Origin of the sequence: Streptomyces sp. NPDC002825, assembly GCF_040295385.1 — a bacterium.
Taxonomy (GTDB): Bacteria; Actinomycetota; Actinomycetes; order Streptomycetales; family Streptomycetaceae; genus Streptomyces.
Genome location: NZ_JBEOVH010000036.1, coordinates 23,375 through 40,689, shown reverse-complemented (window position 1 = coordinate 40,689; position 17,315 = coordinate 23,375). Strand labels below are relative to the sequence as shown.

At 72.8% G+C, this 17,315-nt stretch carries 15 protein-coding genes; 10 read left to right on the top strand and 5 right to left on the bottom strand.

Features of this window, described 5'->3' with window-relative positions; translation table 11 throughout:
* The first annotated feature begins 9 nt into the window (after positions 1-9).
* The 5 genes from fasR (at position 10) to fabF (ending at position 4,921) form a co-directional block, all read left to right on the top strand.
* Entirely contained in the window at positions 10-1,191 is a 1,182-nt protein-coding gene (gene fasR, locus ABT041_RS33310) for a fatty acid biosynthesis transcriptional regulator FasR (RefSeq protein ID WP_351191556.1), read from the top strand.
* Positions 1,192-1,280: 89 nt separating this feature from the next.
* The gene (locus ABT041_RS33305) at positions 1,281-2,222 is read left to right on the top strand and encodes an ACP S-malonyltransferase (protein WP_351191554.1); all 942 of its coding nucleotides are present in this window, start codon (positions 1,281-1,283) and stop codon (positions 2,220-2,222) included.
* Between the two features lie 18 nt (positions 2,223-2,240).
* Positions 2,241-3,272, top strand: a complete 1,032-nt coding sequence (locus ABT041_RS33300; RefSeq protein ID WP_351191552.1) for a ketoacyl-ACP synthase III — start codon at positions 2,241-2,243, stop codon at positions 3,270-3,272.
* A 58-nt stretch (positions 3,273-3,330) separates the two neighbouring features.
* Entirely contained in the window at positions 3,331-3,579 is a 249-nt protein-coding gene (locus ABT041_RS33295; RefSeq protein WP_351191550.1) for an acyl carrier protein, read from the top strand.
* 79 nt (positions 3,580-3,658) lie between these two features.
* Complete coding sequence (gene fabF, locus ABT041_RS33290) at positions 3,659-4,921, top strand: beta-ketoacyl-ACP synthase II (RefSeq protein ID WP_351191548.1); 1,263 nt, start codon at positions 3,659-3,661, stop codon at positions 4,919-4,921.
* A gap of 56 nt (positions 4,922-4,977) precedes the next feature.
* Here the strand turns inward: fabF and ABT041_RS33285 are convergent, their stop codons facing one another.
* The gene (locus ABT041_RS33285; protein ID WP_351191546.1) at positions 4,978-6,462 is read right to left on the bottom strand and encodes an outer membrane protein assembly factor BamB family protein; all 1,485 of its coding nucleotides are present in this window, start codon (positions 6,460-6,462) and stop codon (positions 4,978-4,980) included.
* 70 nt (positions 6,463-6,532) lie between these two features.
* On the bottom strand, positions 6,533-7,027 hold the full coding sequence (locus tag ABT041_RS33280; RefSeq protein ID WP_041129084.1) for a DUF3145 domain-containing protein: 495 nt from the start codon (positions 7,025-7,027) through the stop codon (positions 6,533-6,535).
* A gap of 259 nt (positions 7,028-7,286) precedes the next feature.
* On the opposite strand from ABT041_RS33280, the gene ABT041_RS33275 reads away from it, so the two are divergent.
* On the top strand, positions 7,287-8,168 hold the full coding sequence (locus tag ABT041_RS33275) for an SGNH/GDSL hydrolase family protein (protein WP_351191543.1): 882 nt from the start codon (positions 7,287-7,289) through the stop codon (positions 8,166-8,168).
* Between the two features lie 54 nt (positions 8,169-8,222).
* On the opposite strand, the gene ABT041_RS33270 is transcribed toward ABT041_RS33275, so the two are convergent.
* Positions 8,223-10,655: a glycoside hydrolase family 3 protein gene (locus tag ABT041_RS33270; protein ID WP_351191541.1), complete on the bottom strand. Its 2,433-nt coding sequence runs from the start codon at positions 10,653-10,655 to the stop codon at positions 8,223-8,225.
* A 158-nt stretch (positions 10,656-10,813) separates the two neighbouring features.
* On the opposite strand from ABT041_RS33270, the gene ABT041_RS33265 reads away from it, so the two are divergent.
* A complete protein-coding gene (locus ABT041_RS33265) occupies positions 10,814-11,377 on the top strand; it encodes a TetR/AcrR family transcriptional regulator (RefSeq protein WP_351191539.1) in 564 nt (187 codons plus the stop codon).
* Here ABT041_RS33265 and ABT041_RS33260 read toward each other — a convergent pair.
* The gene (locus ABT041_RS33260; RefSeq protein WP_351191537.1) at positions 11,374-12,171 is read right to left on the bottom strand and encodes an NAD(P)-dependent oxidoreductase; all 798 of its coding nucleotides are present in this window, start codon (positions 12,169-12,171) and stop codon (positions 11,374-11,376) included. The genes ABT041_RS33265 and ABT041_RS33260 overlap by 4 nt on opposite strands.
* A gap of 97 nt (positions 12,172-12,268) precedes the next feature.
* On the opposite strand from ABT041_RS33260, the gene ABT041_RS33255 reads away from it, so the two are divergent.
* Both ABT041_RS33255 and ABT041_RS33250 read left to right on the top strand, forming a co-directional pair.
* Positions 12,269-13,150: a LysR family transcriptional regulator gene (locus ABT041_RS33255; RefSeq protein WP_351191648.1), complete on the top strand. Its 882-nt coding sequence runs from the start codon at positions 12,269-12,271 to the stop codon at positions 13,148-13,150.
* 32 nt (positions 13,151-13,182) lie between these two features.
* The gene (locus ABT041_RS33250) at positions 13,183-13,896 is read left to right on the top strand and encodes a carbon-nitrogen hydrolase family protein (RefSeq protein ID WP_351191535.1); all 714 of its coding nucleotides are present in this window, start codon (positions 13,183-13,185) and stop codon (positions 13,894-13,896) included.
* A 103-nt stretch (positions 13,897-13,999) separates the two neighbouring features.
* Here ABT041_RS33250 and ABT041_RS33245 read toward each other — a convergent pair whose 3' ends face one another.
* Positions 14,000-16,189, bottom strand: a complete 2,190-nt coding sequence (locus ABT041_RS33245; protein ID WP_351191533.1) for a M4 family metallopeptidase — start codon at positions 16,187-16,189, stop codon at positions 14,000-14,002.
* A gap of 138 nt (positions 16,190-16,327) precedes the next feature.
* On the opposite strand from ABT041_RS33245, the gene ABT041_RS33240 reads away from it, so the two are divergent.
* On the top strand, positions 16,328-17,284 hold the full coding sequence (locus ABT041_RS33240; RefSeq protein WP_351191531.1) for a LysR family transcriptional regulator: 957 nt from the start codon (positions 16,328-16,330) through the stop codon (positions 17,282-17,284).
* The last annotated feature ends 31 nt before the right edge of the window (positions 17,285-17,315 follow it).

Sequence of the window (17,315 nt, the reverse complement as noted above, 5' to 3'; positions counted from 1 at the left end):
CTTGTCCCCGTGCCTGAACCCGTGAACGCCGCCCATCCGCACGCCGCGACCCTGAAGCGCCTCGAACAGTCGTCCGGGCGGCTCGCCGCCGGCGCCATCGCCCGCATGGACGAGACGCTGCCGTGGTACCGCGCGATGCCGCCCGAGAACCGGTCGTGGATCGGTCTGGTCGCCCAGGCCGGTATCGCCGCGTTCACCGAGTGGTTCCGGCACCCGGAGACCCCTCAGGCCATCTCGACGGACGTCTTCGGCACCGCGCCCCGCGAGCTGACCCGCGCGATCACCCTGCGGCAGACCGTGGAGATGGTCCGGACGACCATCGAGGTCATGGAGTCGGCCATCGAGGAGGTCGCCGCCCCCGGGGACGAGAGCGTCCTCAGGGAGGCCCTGCTCGTCTACGCCCGCGAGATCGCCTTCGCCACCGCCCAGGTGTACGCGCAGGCCGCCGAGGCCCGGGGCGCCTGGGACGCCCGGCTCGAATCGCTCGTCGTGAACGCGGTGCTCTCGGGGGAGGCCGACGAAGGGGCCGTCTCCCGCGCCGCCGCGCTCGGCTGGAACTCGCCCGACCACGTGTGCGTCGTCCTCGGCACCGCCCCCGACGGGGACAGCGAGCTCACCGTCGAGGCGATCCGCCGCGCCGCCCGGCACGCCAAGCTCCAGGTCCTCACCGGCGTCCTCGGCGACCGGCTCGTCGTCATCGCCGGCGGCAACGACAATCCGCTCGCCGTCGCGAAGGCGCTGATCGGGCCGTACGCGCCCGGGCCCGTCGTCGCCGGGCCCGTCGTGCCCGACCTGCTCGCCGCGACCCGGTCCGCCCAGGCAGCCGCCGCAGGGCTCAAGGCCTGCTCGGCGTGGCAGGACGCGCCGCGGCCGGTTCTGGCGGACGATCTCCTCCCGGAGCGCGCCATCGCCTCCGACCCTTCGGCACGCGAGCAACTGGTGGAGGAGATCTACAGACCGCTGGAGGAGGCGGGCTCGGCGCTGCTCGAAACTCTCAGTGTGTATCTGGAGCAGGCGAGCAGCCTGGAGGGCGCGGCCCGGATGCTCTTCGTCCACCCGAACACCGTGCGCTACCGGCTGCGACGTGTGACCGACGTCACCGGTTGGTCACCCTCCGATGTTCGCTCCGCGTTCACGCTGCGGATCGCCCTCATCCTGGGACGCTTGGCCGACGGAGATCCGCAGTCCTAGACTTTTGTCGAACACCAACAAATCCCCCGACGGTTCTTCGTCCCTGTCCCCACGGGCGCTCGAAGCCGTCCCCAAGAGAAGGTGTGAGGGTGCTCGTACTCGTCGCTCCCGGCCAAGGCGCCCAGACGCCCGGCTTCCTGACCCCCTGGCTCGAACTCCCCGGCGCCGCCGACCGCCTCGCGGCCTGGTCGGACGCGATCGGGCTCGACCTCGTCCACTACGGCACGAAGGCGGACGCGGACGAGATCCGTGACACCGCCGTGGCACAGCCCCTCCTCGTCGCCGCCGGCCTGCTGTCCGCGGCCGCGCTCGGCGACGGGAACTCCGCCGCCGAGTCGGCGCGCGTCGCCGGCGTCGTCGCCGGTCACAGCGTCGGCGAGTTCACCGCCGCCGCCTTCGCGGGCGTCCTCGACGACGAGGCCGCGCTGCGCCTCGTCCGCACCCGTGGTCTCGCGATGGCCGAGGCCGCCGCGATCACCGCGACGGGCATGTCGGCGCTGCTCGGCGGCGACCCCGAGGTCACCGTCCCGCACCTGGAGAAGCTCGGCCTGACCGCGGCCAACGTGAACGGCGCCGGCCAGATCGTGGCCGCAGGCACCCTGGAGCAGCTGGCCGCCCTGGAGGCGGACAAGCCCGAGGGCGTCCGCCGGGTCGTCGCGCTCAAGGTCGCCGGCGCGTTCCACACGCACCACATGGCCCCGGCCGTGGCGAAGCTGGAGGAGGCGGCCAAGGAGCTGTCCCCGGCCGCCCCGACCACCCGCTACGTCTCCAACAAGGACGGACAGGTCGTCACCGACGGCGCCGAGGTCGTGGCCCGCCTGGTCGGCCAGGTCGCGAACCCGGTCCGCTGGGACCTGTGCATGGAGACCTTCCAGGAGCTCGGCGCGACGGCGCTGATCGAGGTGTGCCCCGGCGGCACCCTGACCGGCATCGCCAAGCGGGCCCTGCCGGGGGTGGCCACGGTCGCCCTCAAGACTCCCGACGACCTGGACGCGGCCCGTACGCTCATCGCCGAGCACGCGGCCGTCTGACAAGGAGTGTCGAGGAACATGTCGAAGATCAAGCCCAGCAAGGGCGCCCCGTACGCGCGGATCCTCGGTGTCGGCGGCTACCGCCCGACCCGGGTCGTGCCGAACGAGGTGATCCTCGAGAAGATCGACTCGTCCGACGAGTGGATCCGCTCGCGCTCCGGCATCGCCACCCGCCACTGGGCCTCCCCGGAGGAGACGGTCGCCGCCATGTCGGTGGAGGCCTCGGGCAAGGCCATCGCCGACGCGGGGATCAACCCGGAGCAGATCGGTGCCGTGATCGTCTCCACGGTCTCGCACTTCAAGCAGACCCCGGCCGTCGCCACCGAGATCGCCGACAAGATCGGCGCCGGTAAGCCGGCCGCGTTCGACATCTCCGCCGGCTGCGCGGGCTTCGGCTACGGCCTGACCCTCGCCAAGGGCATGATCGTCGAGGGTTCCGCCGAGTACGTCCTCGTCATCGGCGTCGAACGGCTCAGCGACCTGACGGATCTGGAGGACCGCGCGACGGCCTTCCTGTTCGGCGACGGCGCCGGCGCCGTGGTCGTCGGCCCCTCGGACGAGCCGCACATCGGCCCCACCGTGTGGGGGTCCGAGGGCGACAAGTCCGAGACGATCAAGCAGACCGTGCCGTGGAACGAGTTCCAGGTCGGCGACGTGTCGAAGCTGCCCCTCAACCAGCAGGGCGAGATCAAGTTCCCCGCCATCACGCAGGAGGGCCAGGCGGTCTTCCGCTGGGCCGTCTTCGAGATGGCGAAGGTCGCCCAGCAGGCGCTGGACGCCGCCGGCATCTCGGCGGACGACCTCGACGTCTTCATCCCGCACCAGGCGAACATGCGGATCATCGACTCGATGGTGAAGACTCTGAAGCTGCCGGAGCACGTCACGGTCGCCCGTGACGTGGAGACCACCGGCAACACCTCGGCCGCCTCGATCCCGCTCGCGATGGAGCGGCTCCTGGCGACCGGGCAGGCGAAGAGCGGCGACACCGCGCTCGTCATCGGCTTCGGGGCGGGTCTCGTCTTCGCCGCGACGGTCGTTACCCTCCCCTAGGCACTCCGGACCTTCCGGAAGCCGTTTTCCTCAGTACAGACACAAGAAGGAGCGCCACATGGCCGCCACCGAGAAGGAGATCGTCGACGGTCTCGCCGAGATCGTCAACGAGATCGCCGGCATCCCCGTCGAGGACGTCCAGCTGGACAAGTCCTTCACCGACGACCTGGACGTCGACTCGCTGTCCATGGTCGAGGTCGTCGTCGCCGCCGAAGAGCGCTTCGACGTCAAGATCCCCGACGAGGACGTCAAGAACCTCAAGACCGTGGGCGACGCTGCCGCCTACATCCTGAAGCACCAGGACTGATCCGGTCCTCGCTGACTCGGTTCGCCACCCGGCGGTGGCGCCGTATTTCGACCATCACACACGTGGAGAAAGAATTCCTGTGAGCTCGACCAATCGCACCGTGGTCGTCACCGGTCTCGGCGCAACCACACCGCTGGGTGGCGACTCCGCATCGACCTGGGAAGGTCTGATCGCGGGACGCTCCGGCGTCAGGCCCCTCGAGGGCGAGCGCTTCGCCGAACTGCCCGTCAAGATCGCGGCCCTCGCCGCGGTCGACCCCGGCGACGTGCTGCCCCGCCCGCTGGCCCGCAAGCTGGACCGCTCGGCGCAGTTCGCGCTGATCGCGGCCCGTGAGGCGTGGGCCGACGCGGGCTACACCGCCCCGGCCGGTGAGGACGAGAAGATCGCGCCCGAGCGGCTCGGCTCCGTCATCGCCTCCGGCATCGGCGGTGTCACCACGCTGCTCGACCAGTACGACGTGCTGAAGGAGAAGGGCGTCCGCCGCGTCTCCCCGCACACCGTGCCCATGCTCATGCCGAACAGCCCCTCCGCGAACGTGGGCCTTGAGGTGAACGCCCGGGCGGGCGTCCACACCCCCGTCTCCGCGTGCGCGTCGGGTGCCGAGGCGATCGGCTACGCCGTCGAGATGATCCGTACCGGCCGTGCCGACGTGGTCGTCGCCGGCGGTACCGAGGCCGCGATCCACCCGCTGCCGATCGCCGCCTTCGCCAACATGATGGCGATGTCCAAGAACAACGACGAGCCGACGAAGGCCTCGCGTCCCTACGACACCGGCCGCGACGGCTTCGTGCTCGGCGAGGGCGCGGGTGTCGTGATCCTGGAGTCCGAGGAGCACGCGAAGGCGCGCGGCGCCCGCATCTACTGCGAGGTGCTCGGCCAGGGTCTGTCGGCCGACAGCCACCACATCGCGCAGCCCGAGCCGACCGGCCGGGGCATCGCCGCCGCGATGCAGAACCTGCTGGACTCGACGGACCTCAAGCCGTCCGAGGTCGTCCACCTCAACGCGCACGCCACGTCGACGCCGCAGGGCGACGTCGCCGAGATCAAGGCGCTGCGGAAGGTCCTGGGCGACGACCTGGACCACGTCGCGATCTCCGCGACCAAGTCGATGACCGGTCACCTCCTGGGCGGCGCGGGCGGCATCGAGACCGTCGCGACGGTCCTGGCCCTCCACAACCGCCTGGCCCCGCCGACGATCAACGTCGACGAGCTGGACCCGGACGTCGAGGCGGACATCGTCCGCGACGAGCCCCGCGAACTCCCGCAGGGCACGATCGCCGCGATCAACAACTCGTTCGGCTTCGGCGGCCACAACGTGGTGCTGGCGTTCCGTACGGTCTGATCCGCGACTGAACTGTGAGGCCCACCCCCTGGTCGGGGGTGGGCCTTTCTCGTGGGTCAGCGGAGGGCGAAGGCCGCCGGTTCGCTCTGGAGGAGGATCTGGTTGAGGACGACGTGGCCGCCTGGGACGGGGACCAGCTCCGGGTGGATGGAGACCGTCGGCCGCTTGCCCGCGTCGGGTGCGAGAACCTTGCGGACCTTGCCCGTCGAGCGGTCGAGGAGGGTGACGGAGGCGCCGAACCCCAGGTAGGCGACGCTGCCGTCGGGCTCCGCCGCGAGCGCCATCAGCTGTTCCTCGCTGTGGTGCGCCCAGACCTTCCGGCCGTCCTTCAGGGAGTACGCGACGACCGTGCTGGGCGAGATCGAGTCCTTCTCGGCGAAGGTGATGAGGAGGCCGTCGAGGACGAGCGGCCTGACGGTACGGCCGTCGGCCACGCTCCAGAGGGCGGAGAGGGCGCCCTCGGGGCCGGTGAGCGGCACGGTCGCGGTGGGGGCTCCCTCGTCGTCGAAGCCCAGGAAGGCGTGGGTACCGCGGGCGTCCGCCTCGTCGACGTCGACGACGAGCGGGGAGACGGAGACCACCGACGCCGTGGCCGCCGACTCGACGGGCAGGTCCCGGGTCCACCGCTGGTCTCCGGTACGGGTGTCCAGGGCGACGAGCCGTGCGCCCTTGCCGCACTGCTCGACGAGGCGGGTACGGGTGGCGTCGGCGTCGAGCGCGAGGACCGTGCAGTCCTTGCCGAGCCGGCGCTGCCAGCGCTGTTCTCCGGTCTCGGTGGACCTGGCCCGTACGGCTCCGTCCTCGGCGGTGACGGCGGTGGCGCCGCCGACGGCGAGCGCGCCGCCGTCGAGACCCTCGCCGCCGAGGTGCCGCTTCCACAGGACCTTGCCGTCCGAGGCGCGGACGGCGAGCAGGGCCGCGCAGGGCTTCTCGTAGCGGCCGTGCGCGACCAGGCCCACGCCCTCTGCGGTCTGCGGGGACATGGCGCAGAACGCCTCGCGTGGGGGCGCGGGCACGCTCCAGCGGAGGGAGCCGTCGGCGGAGTCGTAGGCGAAGAGTCCGTCGATCCGTCCGTGGGCGACGGTGGGACCGAGGCCCCAGGAGCCGACGCCCTTGTCGCCCCTCTGACCGGCGGCCGGGACCACCCACCTGACGGAGGGCTTCGCGTCGGAGGACGCCGAGGGTTTCGCGTCGGAGGACGCCGAGGGTTTCGCGGGTGCCCCGGCCTCGGTGTCGTCCCCGGCCGTGAGCGTCCAGATGCCGCCAGCGAGGAGGGCGAGCGCCCAGACCACGGCGGCGGCGACGAGCGAGGACCGGCCGGGCCGTACGGATTTCACGGCAGAGACCGCGTCCCGTACCTCCTCCGGGGCCTCGGAGGCCGTACCGCGCCGCCGTACCGCGAGGAGCGTCGCCCCCACCACCCCGCACCCGAGGGCGCACACGAGGGCCGCCCAGCCCGTCGGCCAGGCGCCGCCGATGACACCCGCCCCCAGGAAGACCGCCGCCGCGCCGAACGCAGCGCCCGGTATACCGTCACGCATCGCTTCTCTCCCCACCCGGCGCGCCCCCTGCGCGCCCGCGCGGGAATCTACAACGCGCTGGTGAAGCGCGTCAGACGACCTGGTGCAGCCAGCGGACGGGGGCGCCCTCGCCCGCGTACCGGAAGGGTTCCAGTTCGTCGTCCCAGGGCTTGCCGAGCAGCTTGGCGATCTCCGCCTCCAGCTGGGTCTCGCCCTGCGCGGAGCGGGCGAGGGCGGCCCGCAGCCGGTCCTCGGGGATCAGGATGTCCCCGTGCATGCCGGTGACGGCGTGGAAGATGCCCAGGTCGGGGGTGGCGCTGTAGCGCTCGCCCTCGGCGGTGGGGCAGGGCTCCGCGGTGACCTCGAAGCGGAGCATCTGCCAGCCGCGGAGCGCGGAGGCGAGTTTGGAGGCGGTGCCGGTCTGGCCCTGCCAGGAGAACTCGGCTCTCCAGGTGCCGGGGGACGCCGGCTGGCGGATCCAGTCGAGCTGGACCCTCGCACCGAGGACGCCCGCGACCGCCCATTCGACGTGCGGGCACAGCGCGCGCGGTGCGGAGTGTACGTACAGGACTCCACGTGTCGTCACCGGGACCTCCAGTGTGGGACGAGGTTCGCCTTGCCCAGCGGCCTCAGTAAACAGCATCAGGAGCAGAACATCGCAAACCCTCTAAAAGGGGACAGCATGTGACGTGATGTAATTTACCGGAGCCGGTTGGCGAAGGCGCCTCTGGTTCGACGGGGGAAAAGCTACCGTGCCGCACCGTCATCGGTGTGACGTACGGTCGGTCCGGGGGCCGGTGGACACGAAGCTTTCACCCGCCAGGACGCCGAAGGAGGGGCCGGGGATGCGCGGCCGAGGCCGATTTCGTACCGCTGTCGCCACCGTGACGGCCGCGCTGCTGTGCGGCGGGCTGCTCTCCGGCTGCACGGCCGGGGCCCCGGCGGCGAAGGCTCCCTCGGCGAGACCGGTGCCGAAGCCGGCCCCGTTGTGGGACGTCTCCCCCGCCTCCGTCGCGGCCGTCGGCGACTCCGTGACCCGCGCCTTCGACGCCTGTTCGGTCCTGTCGGACTGCCCGGAGGTGTCGTGGGCGACCGGCACGGACACCGCCGTGAACAGTCTGGCGCTGCGGCTGCTCGGCCCGGAGAAGGTGGCCACCCGCAGCTGGAACCTGGCGAGGACGGGCGCGCGGATGGCGGAGCTCCCGGAGCAGATGGCCGGGGCGGCCGCCGAGAAGCCCGAGTTGGTGACGGTGATGATGGGGGCGAACGACGCCTGCCGGGCCACCCCGGACCTGATGACCCCGGTGGCCGATTTCCGTGCCTCCTTCGAGTCGGCCCTCGCCCGGCTGCGGGCGGGCGCGCCGAAGGCGCAGGTGTACGTGGCGAGCGTGCCGGACCTGAAGCACCTGTGGTCGACGGGGCGGGTGAGCCCGATGGGGCGCAAGGTGTGGAAGCTGGGGATCTGCGGGGCGATGCTGGCGGACGCGGAGGACCTGGGTCCGGCGGCCGAGCGGCGGCGGGCCGCGGTGCGGGACCGGGTGGTGGCGTACAACGAGGTCCTGGAGCAGGTCTGCGCGAAGGACGCGCGCTGCCGGTACGACGGCGGGGCGGTCTTCGGGTTCCGTTTCGGCGGCGGGCAGTTGAGCCCCTGGGACTGGTTCCATCCGAGCAAGGACGGGCAGGCGCGGCTCGCGGAGCTCGCGTACCGGCGGATCACGAAGGAGTGAGGGGCCCCGGGGCGGTTGTCAGGTGCCGCCCCGGGGCCGGTCATGAGGCTCTGGTCAGACCTCCAGGGCGGCCGTCAGGCGACTGTCCGTCAGGGAGTGCGCGGCGATGACCTCGTACGCGCCCGCGACGGACGTCCAGGCGTGCCGGTCCTCGTCCCAGATCTCGAAGGCGCGGCGGGGCAGCGCGATCTCGGTCTCGACGGTCTCGCCGGGCGCGGCCTCGACGCTCGCGAAGCCGGCGAGCCAGCGGACGGGGCGCTCGACCCGGTCGGAGACGGGCGCCAGATAGATCTGGACGGTCTCGCGGCCCGGGCGGTCGCCGGTGTTGGTGAGGCGGACGGTGACCTTGTCGGGGGCGGCGACCAGGGAGTCGTACGACCAGGTGGTGTAGCCGAGGCCGTGGCCGAAGGGGTACGCGGGGACGGCGCCGGCCCTGTCCCAGGCGCGGTAGCCGATGAAGACGCCCTCGGTGTAGTGCAGTTCGCCGTCCGTCGGGGTGACCTCGGTGACGGGCGCGTCGGCGAGGGCGACGGGCCAGGTGGTGGGGAGGCGGCCGCCGGGCTCCTCGGCGCCGGTGAGGACGTCGGCGAGGGCGGCGCCGCCCTCCTGGCCGGGGAACCAGCCGAGCAGGACCGCGGCCACGTCCTCGCGCCAGGGCAGTTCGACCGGGGAGCCGGCGTTGACGACGACGACGGTGTTCGGGTTGGCGGCGGCGACGGCCCGTACGAGGTCGTCCTGGCGGCCGGGGAGGGCCAGGTCCTTGCGGTCGAAGCCCTCGGACTCGACGCGTTCGGTGGTGGCGACGACCACGACGGCGGTGTCGGCGGCGCGGGCGGCCTCGACGGCCTCGGCGATCAGTTCGTCGGGGTCACGGCGGGGACCGAGGTGGACGAAGGAGAACATGACGGCCGGGAGCGGGGCCGCGAACTCCTTGTCGAGGGTGTGCAGGAGGGAGACCTCGACGGTCTCGCCGGCGGTGAGCGTGACCTTGGCGCGCTCGACCGGGGAGCCGAAGAAGGCCTCGAAGGGGTCGGTCTCGGGGCCCATGACCTGCACGCCGTCGAAGACGGTCTTTCCGGCGACGCCGAGGGTGAAGGCGCCGAGGCCGCGGGTGCCGAAGGCGTGCTCGCCGGACTCGCGCGGGGTGAAGGTGCCGACGACCTCGATGGAGGCGAGGGCTTCGTGGGTGACGCCCTCGGGGAGGTCGTCGCCGATCCACTGGACCTGGCCGTTGGGCAGGGAGCCCTCGCCGATGACGTTCCCGGCGGCGTCGCGGCAGCGGGCGCGGAGGGTGAAGCCCTGATCTGCGGGCGCGAGTTCCTCGCTGGGGTCGGCGCCGACGGCGTAGCTCAGCGCACCCTCGGGGAGCGCGGCGGTGAGGCCGTCGAGCGGGGAGACGACGTGGTCGGGGAAGACCTGGGCGGAGCCGCCGCCGAGGACGCGGGCGTCGCGGGCGGCGGCGCCGGAGAGGGCGACGGTGCCGTTCTTCAACGGGAGGGCGTTCTCGTTGCGTACGAGGACGAAGCCGCGGCGGGCGATCTCCCGGGCGAGCGCGTCGCCGTCGATGGCGGCCGGGTCCTCGGTGACGACCGGCGGGGCGCCTTCGAGGGCGCCGACGCGGGCGGCGAGCCGCAGCACGTTGCGCACGGCGGTGTCGACGGCGGACTCCTCGACCTCGCCGGCGCGGACGGCGGCGGCGAGGGCCGGGCCGTAGACGGTGTCGGGTCCCGGCATGGCGACGTCGAGACCGCCGGTGATGTCGGCGGTGGTGGAGCGGGCGGCCATCCAGTCGGAGACGTTGTAGCCGTCGAAGCCCCACTCGCCGCGCAGGACCTCGTTCACGAGCTGGTGGTGTTCGGTCATCGTCACGCCGTTGACCTGGTTGTAGGCGGTCATGATGCCCCACGGGCGGGCGTTCTTGACGATGGCCTCGAAGGGGGCGAGGTAGAGCTCGCGGAGCGCGCGCGGGGCGATCCGGTTGTCGACGGTGAAGCGGTCGGTCTCGGCGTCGTTGGCGACGAAGTGCTTGACGGTGGTGCCGACGCCGCCGTCCTGGACGCCCTGGACGTAGCCGGTGCCGATGGCGCCGGTGAGGTACGGGTCCTCGCTGTAGGCCTCGAAGTGGCGGCCGCCGAGGGGCGTGCGGTGCAGGTTGACCGTGGGCGCGAGGAGGACGTGGACGCCCTTGCGGCGGGCTTCCTGGGCGAGGAGGCGGCCGGCCCGGCGGGCGAGCGCGGGGTCCCAGGTGGCGGCGAGGGCGGTCGGGGACGGCAGGGCGATCGACGGGTCGTCGGCGGTCCAGCGGACGCCGCGGACCCCGATGGGGCCGTCGGACATGACCAGGGACTTCAGGCCGATCTCCGGCAGGGCGGGCAGGGACCACATGTCCTGGCCCGCGAGCAGCCGGGTCTTGGCGTCCAGGTCGAGCTTGCCGAGCGCCGCCTCGACGACCGCGTTCCTCACGGTCTCCGCGCTGGTCTCCGCCATGGCCGTACCTCCTCGTTGACGTACTGGATGACCCCGATGCGCCCATCGTGCACCCACCTACCTGTAGATCGGTAGGTGACGTAATCATTCCGTTACTTGCCTGCCTTCGAGAGGGGGTACGGTCCTGTCGGACGAACCTGCGGAAGGGGGCCCCGGCGATGGTGCGGGCCAGAAGCGAGGAGCGCCGCGCGGACATCCTGCGCGCCACCCTCGAAGTGATCGCCGAGCGCGGTTACCGGGGCGCCACCCTCGGCGCCGTCGCCGAGCGCGTCGGGCTGACCCAGCAGGGGCTGCTGCACTACTTCCCGACGAAGGAGGCGCTGCTCGTCGCCGTCCTGGAGGAGCGGGACCGCTGGGACACCAGCGGAGGCCGGGACCGCGAGGGCTGGCGGCTCGACCTCCTGGAGTCCCTCGTCGAGTACAACGCGATGCGGCCGGGGATCGTGCAGACCTTCTCCGCACTGCTCGGCGAGAGCGTCACCGACGGGCATCCGGCGCGGGAGTTCTTCACCGAGCGGTACGCACAGGTGCGGGCCAACATGGCGGACGTGCTGCGGCTGGAGTTCGGCGAGCGGCTGCCCGGCGGCCTCACCCCGGAACGGGCGGCGCCGCTGCTCACGGCGGTGATGGACGGCCTCCAGTACCAGTGGCTCCTGGACCCGTCGTCGGTGGACATGCCCGGCGCCTTCCGGGACTTCCTGCGGCTGCTGCGGGGGGACTAACGGACGATCGCCGCCAGGTCCGCGCCGAGCAGGGCCGGGTCCTCGGTCAGCAGGTGGTGGACCGCCTCCAGGACGGGGAGCTTCGCCGCCGACGTGGCCAGGGCGACGTCCTTCGCGGCGAGGGCGACCGGGAAGTACGAGCCGGTGGCGGTGGCCCGGCCGACGGCGCCGGCGAGGGGGCCCGCGCCGAGGGTGCGCAGCGCGAGCTCGCGCGGCAGGCCGAGGGCGCCGGCGAGCGCGAGGGCCTCGGCGACGAGGGCGACCCCGCCGATCGCGGCGTTGATGAGGACCAGCTTGAGGGCGGCTCCCGTGCCGGGCCCGCCGCAGGGCGTGACGGCGCCGAGCCGGTCGAGGACGGCGGCGACGGGCGCGGTGTCGCCGCCCGCGAGGATCATCAGCTCTCCGGTGGCGGCCCGGTCGACGCTGCCCATGACGGGCGCGTCGATCAGGGTGACCCCGGCGGGGAGCCGGGCGGCGAGGGCGGCGACGGTGTCCGGGCCGACCGTCGAGGTGTCGACCCAGTGGGTGCCGGGGCGCAGCGCGGGGATCAGCTCGTCCGCGACGGCGAGGGCGGCGGCCGGGTCGGCGAGCATCGTGACGACGACGGCGGCGTCCCGGACGGCTTCGGCGGGGGTCGCGGCGCGGACGGCGCCGTCGGCGACGAGGGCGTCGGCCTTGGCGGCCGTGCGGTTCCAGACGGTCAGGGGGTGTCCGGCGTCGAGGAGGCGGCGGGCCATGGGCAGGCCCATGGAGCCGAGGCCGAGGAAGGCGGTCTTCTGCGGGGTGTGGGTCATGTCCTCGACGCTAGGACGAGCTCCGGTATGCGACAAGCGAGGGTCTAGCATGCTTCCCATGCCTGCTGCTCATGGCTCTTCTCATGGCTTGTACGAGGTGTTCCTCGCGGTCGCCCGCGCGGGCTCCTTCACCGCCGCCGCCCGGCTGCTCGGCTATACGCAGTCCGCGGTCTCGCGGCAGGTGCAGTCTCTGGAGGACGAGGTCGGTGCGGAGCTCTTCGAGCGGCTGCCGCGCGGGGTGCGGCTGAGCGAGGCGGGCCGGGTGCTGGTTCCGCACGCCGAGGCGGTCCGGGACCGGTTGGCCACCGCCCGGGCGGAGTTGGAGGCGCTGCGCTCCCTGGGCGGCGGACTGCTGCGGCTCGGCTCCTTCTCCAGCGCCACGGCTGCCCTGGTGCCCCGCGCGCAGGCGGCGTTCCGGGAGCGGCATCCAGGGGTGACGGTCAGCCGGGTGGAGGGGCCCTCCGTGAAGCATCTGCGTCTGGTGGCCGCCGGGGAGGAGGATCTCGCGGTGGTCAGCCCGCCCCGGGACGCTCCTCCGGCGCCGGGCGTGACGCTGCACCACCTCCTGGACGAGCCGATGCTGGTGGCGCTCGCACGGGGGCACGCGCACGCGGGGCGGCGGGCGGTGCGGCTCGGGGAGCTCGCGGAGGAGGAGTGGATCGTCGGCAACGAGCGCCTGGAGGACACCCTGTTCCGCCCGGCGGTCGCGGCCGGGTTCCGCCCGCGCACCGGGCTGCTGGCCCACGACTGGATCGCGAAGCTGGGCGCGGTGGCGGCGGGCCTGGGCGTCACGCTCGTACCGGCGCTCGCGGCGGCCTCGGTCCGCCCGGACGTCGCGCTCGTCACGATCCACCCGGAGGACGTCCCGTACCGCCGGATCTGCGCGGCCACCCCGCCGGCCCCCACGGTCGCGGCGGACGCCTTCCTCGCCGTCCTGCGCGGGACGGCCCGGGAGCTAACAGACTCAACCCCATATTGACCCTTACAGGCGGGCGCGAGATGATGGCCGCCATGTTCGTCGCAGCCACCCAGTTCGCCCCGGTCGCCGGGGACATCGACGCCAACGTCCGTGCCATCGCCGACCTGGTCCGGGCGGCCGGGGCGGAGGGGGCCCGCGTGGTCGTCTTCGCCGAGCTCTGCCTGACCGGGTACGAGCCCTCCCTGATCCGCGACACCCCCGCGCTGGTCCTCACCGAGGACGACCCCCGACTCGACCCCGTACGGGAGGCGTGCCGGGCCGCCGGCGCGGCGGCCGTGGTCAACGGCCCCGTGCGGACGGGCGGTTCGGGCGCCGGGATCACCACGCTCGTGATCGGCCCCGACGGCTCGCTCCTCGCCCGCTACGACAAGCAGCACCTGTACGGCGTCGAGGCCGAGGTCTTCGAACCGGGCGCCGCCGACGGGCGGTTCACGCTCGACGGGGTCCGCTTCGCCCTGGCCACCTGCTACGACAACCGCTTCCCCGAGCTCGCCGAGCGGGCGGCGGCCGACAACTGTGCGGTGTACCTCGCGAGTTCGGTGCTCGGCTCCGACAACGACTCCTTCGAGAAGGTGTATCCCGCGCGGGCCCGGGACTTCGGTCTGCACGTGGTGCTCGGCAACGTCCTGGGGCCCAACGAGGACGGCATGGGCTGCGGCCTGGCCGGGGCCTGGGGCCCGGACGGCGGGCGGATCGCGGACGCGGGCGCCGAGGAGCCGGGGTTCGTGCTCGCCGAGGTGGGCTGAGCACGGAGGAAGGGCCGGACGGCCGTGGGACATACGACCGTCCGGCCCTCCGGGGCGGCCGCCACGGAACCCCCGGTCCGTGACGGCGCCCCCGCTCATCCCCTTACGGGGCGCTCAGGCCCAGCGTGTACGAGCCGGAGCCGCTGTACGCGTGGACCACGTACCGGTAGTAGCCCGCTGTGCCGTAGTAGCTGGTGTCCTCGTCGGCGGTCGCCGTGCCGCCGACGGCCACGTCCGCCCAGGTCGACCCGTTCCACTTCTGCAGGTACAGGTCGAAGTCGGCGCCGGCCGGGCCGCGCAGGCAGCCCACGTGGGTGCCGGAGGTCGCCGAGTAGTAGTACGAGCCGTCCGGCTGGGCCTCGGCCGCGCCGTCGGTCAGCGAACCCTGGTACGTGTACTCGGTGTTGTCACAGCCGGTGGGCGGGGTCGTCGTGCCGACCGACAGCTGGTAGGTGACCGTGTGCGTGGCGGAGCCCGTACCGGTGACGGTGATCGGGTACGTGCCGTTGGCGGTGCCCGCCGCGACCTGCACGGTCATCGTGGACGAGGAGCCCGAGGTCACCGAGGCGGGGCTGAAGGAGACGGTGACCCCGCTCGGGGCGCCGCTCGCCGAGAGCTGCACGGTCTGCGCGCTGCCGCCGGTGGTGGAGGTGTTCACCGTGGAGGTGACGGAGGCACCCGGCTGCACCGAGCCCGAGGACGGGTTCAGGGCGAGCGAGAAGTCCGGGGTCGTGGTGCCGCCGCAGTCCGTCTCACCGGACTGGGCCGGCACGCCGACCGCGTTCCAGGCCGCCTTCACCGCGTTGCACTCGGCGCTGCCGTACGTGTTCTTGGCGGCGCTCAGGGTCGCCTTGCGGGCGGCCGGGTGGTTCCAGGAGGAGGTCTTCATGAGCAGGGCGCCCATGAAGATCTTGCCGGCCTTCTGGATGCCGATGCCGGTCACGGAGGACGGACCGCCGGAACATATCGGGCTGCTGGGCTTGCCGCCGCCCGGGTTGGAGCCCTCGGCGAGCAGGTAGAACCAGTGGTTCTGCGGGCCGGCGCCGGCGTGGACCTCGGTGCCGGAGGTCAACTGGGTGTAACAGTTGGGGTCGTTGTTGATGAGCGACGGGTTGTACATGTTGCGGATCGGCTGGTTGTTGCCGGTGAAGTTCAGCTTCTCGCCGACCGTGTAGTCCGGGGTGTCGTTCGGGTTGTTGGCGTAGTGCTCGGTGAGCGCGCCGAAGATGTCGCCCGTCGACTCGTTCATGCCGCCGTTCTCGTTGGACGAGCCCGAGCTGCCCGGCGTGCGGTCGAAGATCTCGTGGCCGTACTCGTGCGCCACGACGTCGATGCCGGTGAGCTGCATGCTGCTGTTCTGGTTGTGGCCGTACGTGGTCTTCGTGCCGTCGTAGTACGCGTTGACCTCGCCGAGGCCGGCGCGGGCCGGGACCATGCCGCCCTGCCCGTTCTGGCCGTTGTAGCCGAACCACTCCTTGAGCATGGAGTGTTCCTTCTGCGCCGCGTACATGATGTCGACGCAGGCGGTGACCAGGTCGTTGGCGCTGCCGTTGCCCCACGGCGAGGAGCCGGTGTAGGCGCTGCCGTTCTGGCCGCCGCACTTGAAGCCGCCGCGGCTGGTGTCGGTCATGGAGGTGGCGGCGGTGTCGATGGTGACGTTGCCGTTGTGGTAGCCGCGGCCGTCGGCGTGCAGGATCTTGTCGGTGGCGCGGGCGACGGCCCCGGTGCGCGCGTCGACGAAGGTGTCGAGGGAGCTCGGGGCGGACCCGGCGGTGCGGCCGATGACCAGGGTGTGCCAGGTGAGGACGGCCTTGCCGCCCTGGAGGAGCACGGTCAGCTCGGGGGTGCTCGCGCTCTCGACGGAGGCCAGCTGCCCGCGGGCGGTGGCGAGGGCCGCGTCGGCCGTCACGGTCGCCTTCGTGGAGAGCCGGATCGCGGGGGCCGGGGCGCCGGTGACCTCGCGGACCTTGCCGGAGCTGTCGGAGACGACGACCGCGTCGCCGCCGACGACCGGGAGGCCGCGGTAGGTGCGCTCGTACGAGGCGTAGTACAGGCCGTTCGCCCAGGGGGTGACGGACGTCCGGACGAGGTCCTCGTCGGCGCCGTGCCGCAGCTCGTCGAGGCCGCTGCTCGCGGCCCGGTCGGCGGCGGCGAGGGCGAGCGCCTTGCCGTGGCCCGGGGGTACGGGCTGGGCCTGCGGGGTCGCCGCGGTCGCCGGTCCGACGAGGGCGGTCGCGAGGCTCGCCGAGAGCGCCAGGGCGGCCACGGCCGCCGTGAGTCTGGTCGGGTGCAACGTCGTGCTCCGTTCAAGGGTGGGGGAGACGGATCGTCGCGCCGAGTATGGGCGTGGACATGGCGAGTTCGGGACATCTCACGCGGCATAAGACGCGGGTTATGGTGCAGACCAGGGACCGCTGCGTACGCTGCTGAAATGCAGCTGGAGTTGAGGCATCTCGAAGCCGTCTGCCGGATAGCCGAGGCGGGAAGTCTGGGGCGGGCCGCCGGTCGGCTCGGGGTCTCGCAGCCGGCCCTCTCCGCGCAGCTCCGCCGCATCGAGCGGGTCGCGGGCGGGGAGCTCTTCCTGCGCGGCCGGCACGGCGTGGAGCCCACCCCCCTGGGCGAGTTCGTGCTCTCCAAGGCGCGGCTCGTGCTCGGCGAGATGGACGCGCTGGCCGCCGGGGCGCGGGCCGTCGCCCCGCACACGCCGCTGCGGCTCGGCTGCATCCTGCTCGTCCTCGTCGACCGGCTCCTCGGAGAGCTGGAGCAGGTCATGGCGGGGCAGGACTTCTCGGTCACCGTGGAGCACTCGGCGACGACGCTGACCCGGCAGCTCGGCGCGGGACGCTACGACGCCGTGCTGTACGGGGAGGTCAACGACCACGAGGTGCCGCTGCCCGAGGGGACGAGCGCCCGCACCCTGGTCCCCAAGGAACCGTTCTGCGTGCGGCTCTCGGCCGCGCACCCGCTGGCCGGCCGGGAGCGGATCGCGCTCGCCGAGCTCGCCGGCGAGTCCTGGATGACGCTGGTGGAGGACGACGACGGCGGCCCCGAGGCGCTGGTCGCGGCCTGCGAGAGGGCGGGGTTCACGCCCTCGCTGCGGCACCGGGTCGCCGACCGCAAGATGCACTACGACCTGATCGCGGCGGGCCGGGCGATCTCGATGAGCCAGCCGACGGCCCCGGCGGCGGAGGGCACGGTCCTGCGCCCGATCGAGGGCGATCCGGTGACGGGCCGGATCCGGCTCGCCTGGAACCGGGCCGCGGTACCCGCCCCGCAGGCGGAGCTGCTGTACGGGGCGGCGGCCCGCGCCTATCTGGCGAACGTCGACAACAACGCCTTCCACCGGGCCTGGTGGGACGCGCGTCCGGAACTGCACCCGACCTTCTGAGGGGCCGGGTGCGTCACGGGACCTGCTCACG

Bases quoted from the DNA above. Each gene is read 5' to 3' on its own strand.
- ABT041_RS33300 (WP_351191552.1), top strand. From the start codon at position 2,241: ATGTCGAAGATCAAGCCCAGCAAGGGCGCCCCGTACGCGCGGATCCTC.
- ABT041_RS33295 (WP_351191550.1), top strand. From the start codon at position 3,331: ATGGCCGCCACCGAGAAGGAGATCGTCGACGGTCTCGCCGAGATCGTC.
- ABT041_RS33285 (WP_351191546.1), bottom strand. From the start codon at position 6,462: ATGCGTGACGGTATACCGGGCGCTGCGTTCGGCGCGGCGGCGGTCTTC.
- ABT041_RS33275 (WP_351191543.1), top strand. From the start codon at position 7,287: ATGCGCGGCCGAGGCCGATTTCGTACCGCTGTCGCCACCGTGACGGCC.
- ABT041_RS33270 (WP_351191541.1), bottom strand. From the start codon at position 10,655: ATGGCGGAGACCAGCGCGGAGACCGTGAGGAACGCGGTCGTCGAGGCG.
- ABT041_RS33265 (WP_351191539.1), top strand. From the start codon at position 10,814: ATGGTGCGGGCCAGAAGCGAGGAGCGCCGCGCGGACATCCTGCGCGCC.
- ABT041_RS33260 (WP_351191537.1), bottom strand. From the start codon at position 12,171: ATGACCCACACCCCGCAGAAGACCGCCTTCCTCGGCCTCGGCTCCATG.
- ABT041_RS33250 (WP_351191535.1), top strand. From the start codon at position 13,183: ATGTTCGTCGCAGCCACCCAGTTCGCCCCGGTCGCCGGGGACATCGAC.
- ABT041_RS33240 (WP_351191531.1), top strand. From the start codon at position 16,328: ATGCAGCTGGAGTTGAGGCATCTCGAAGCCGTCTGCCGGATAGCCGAG.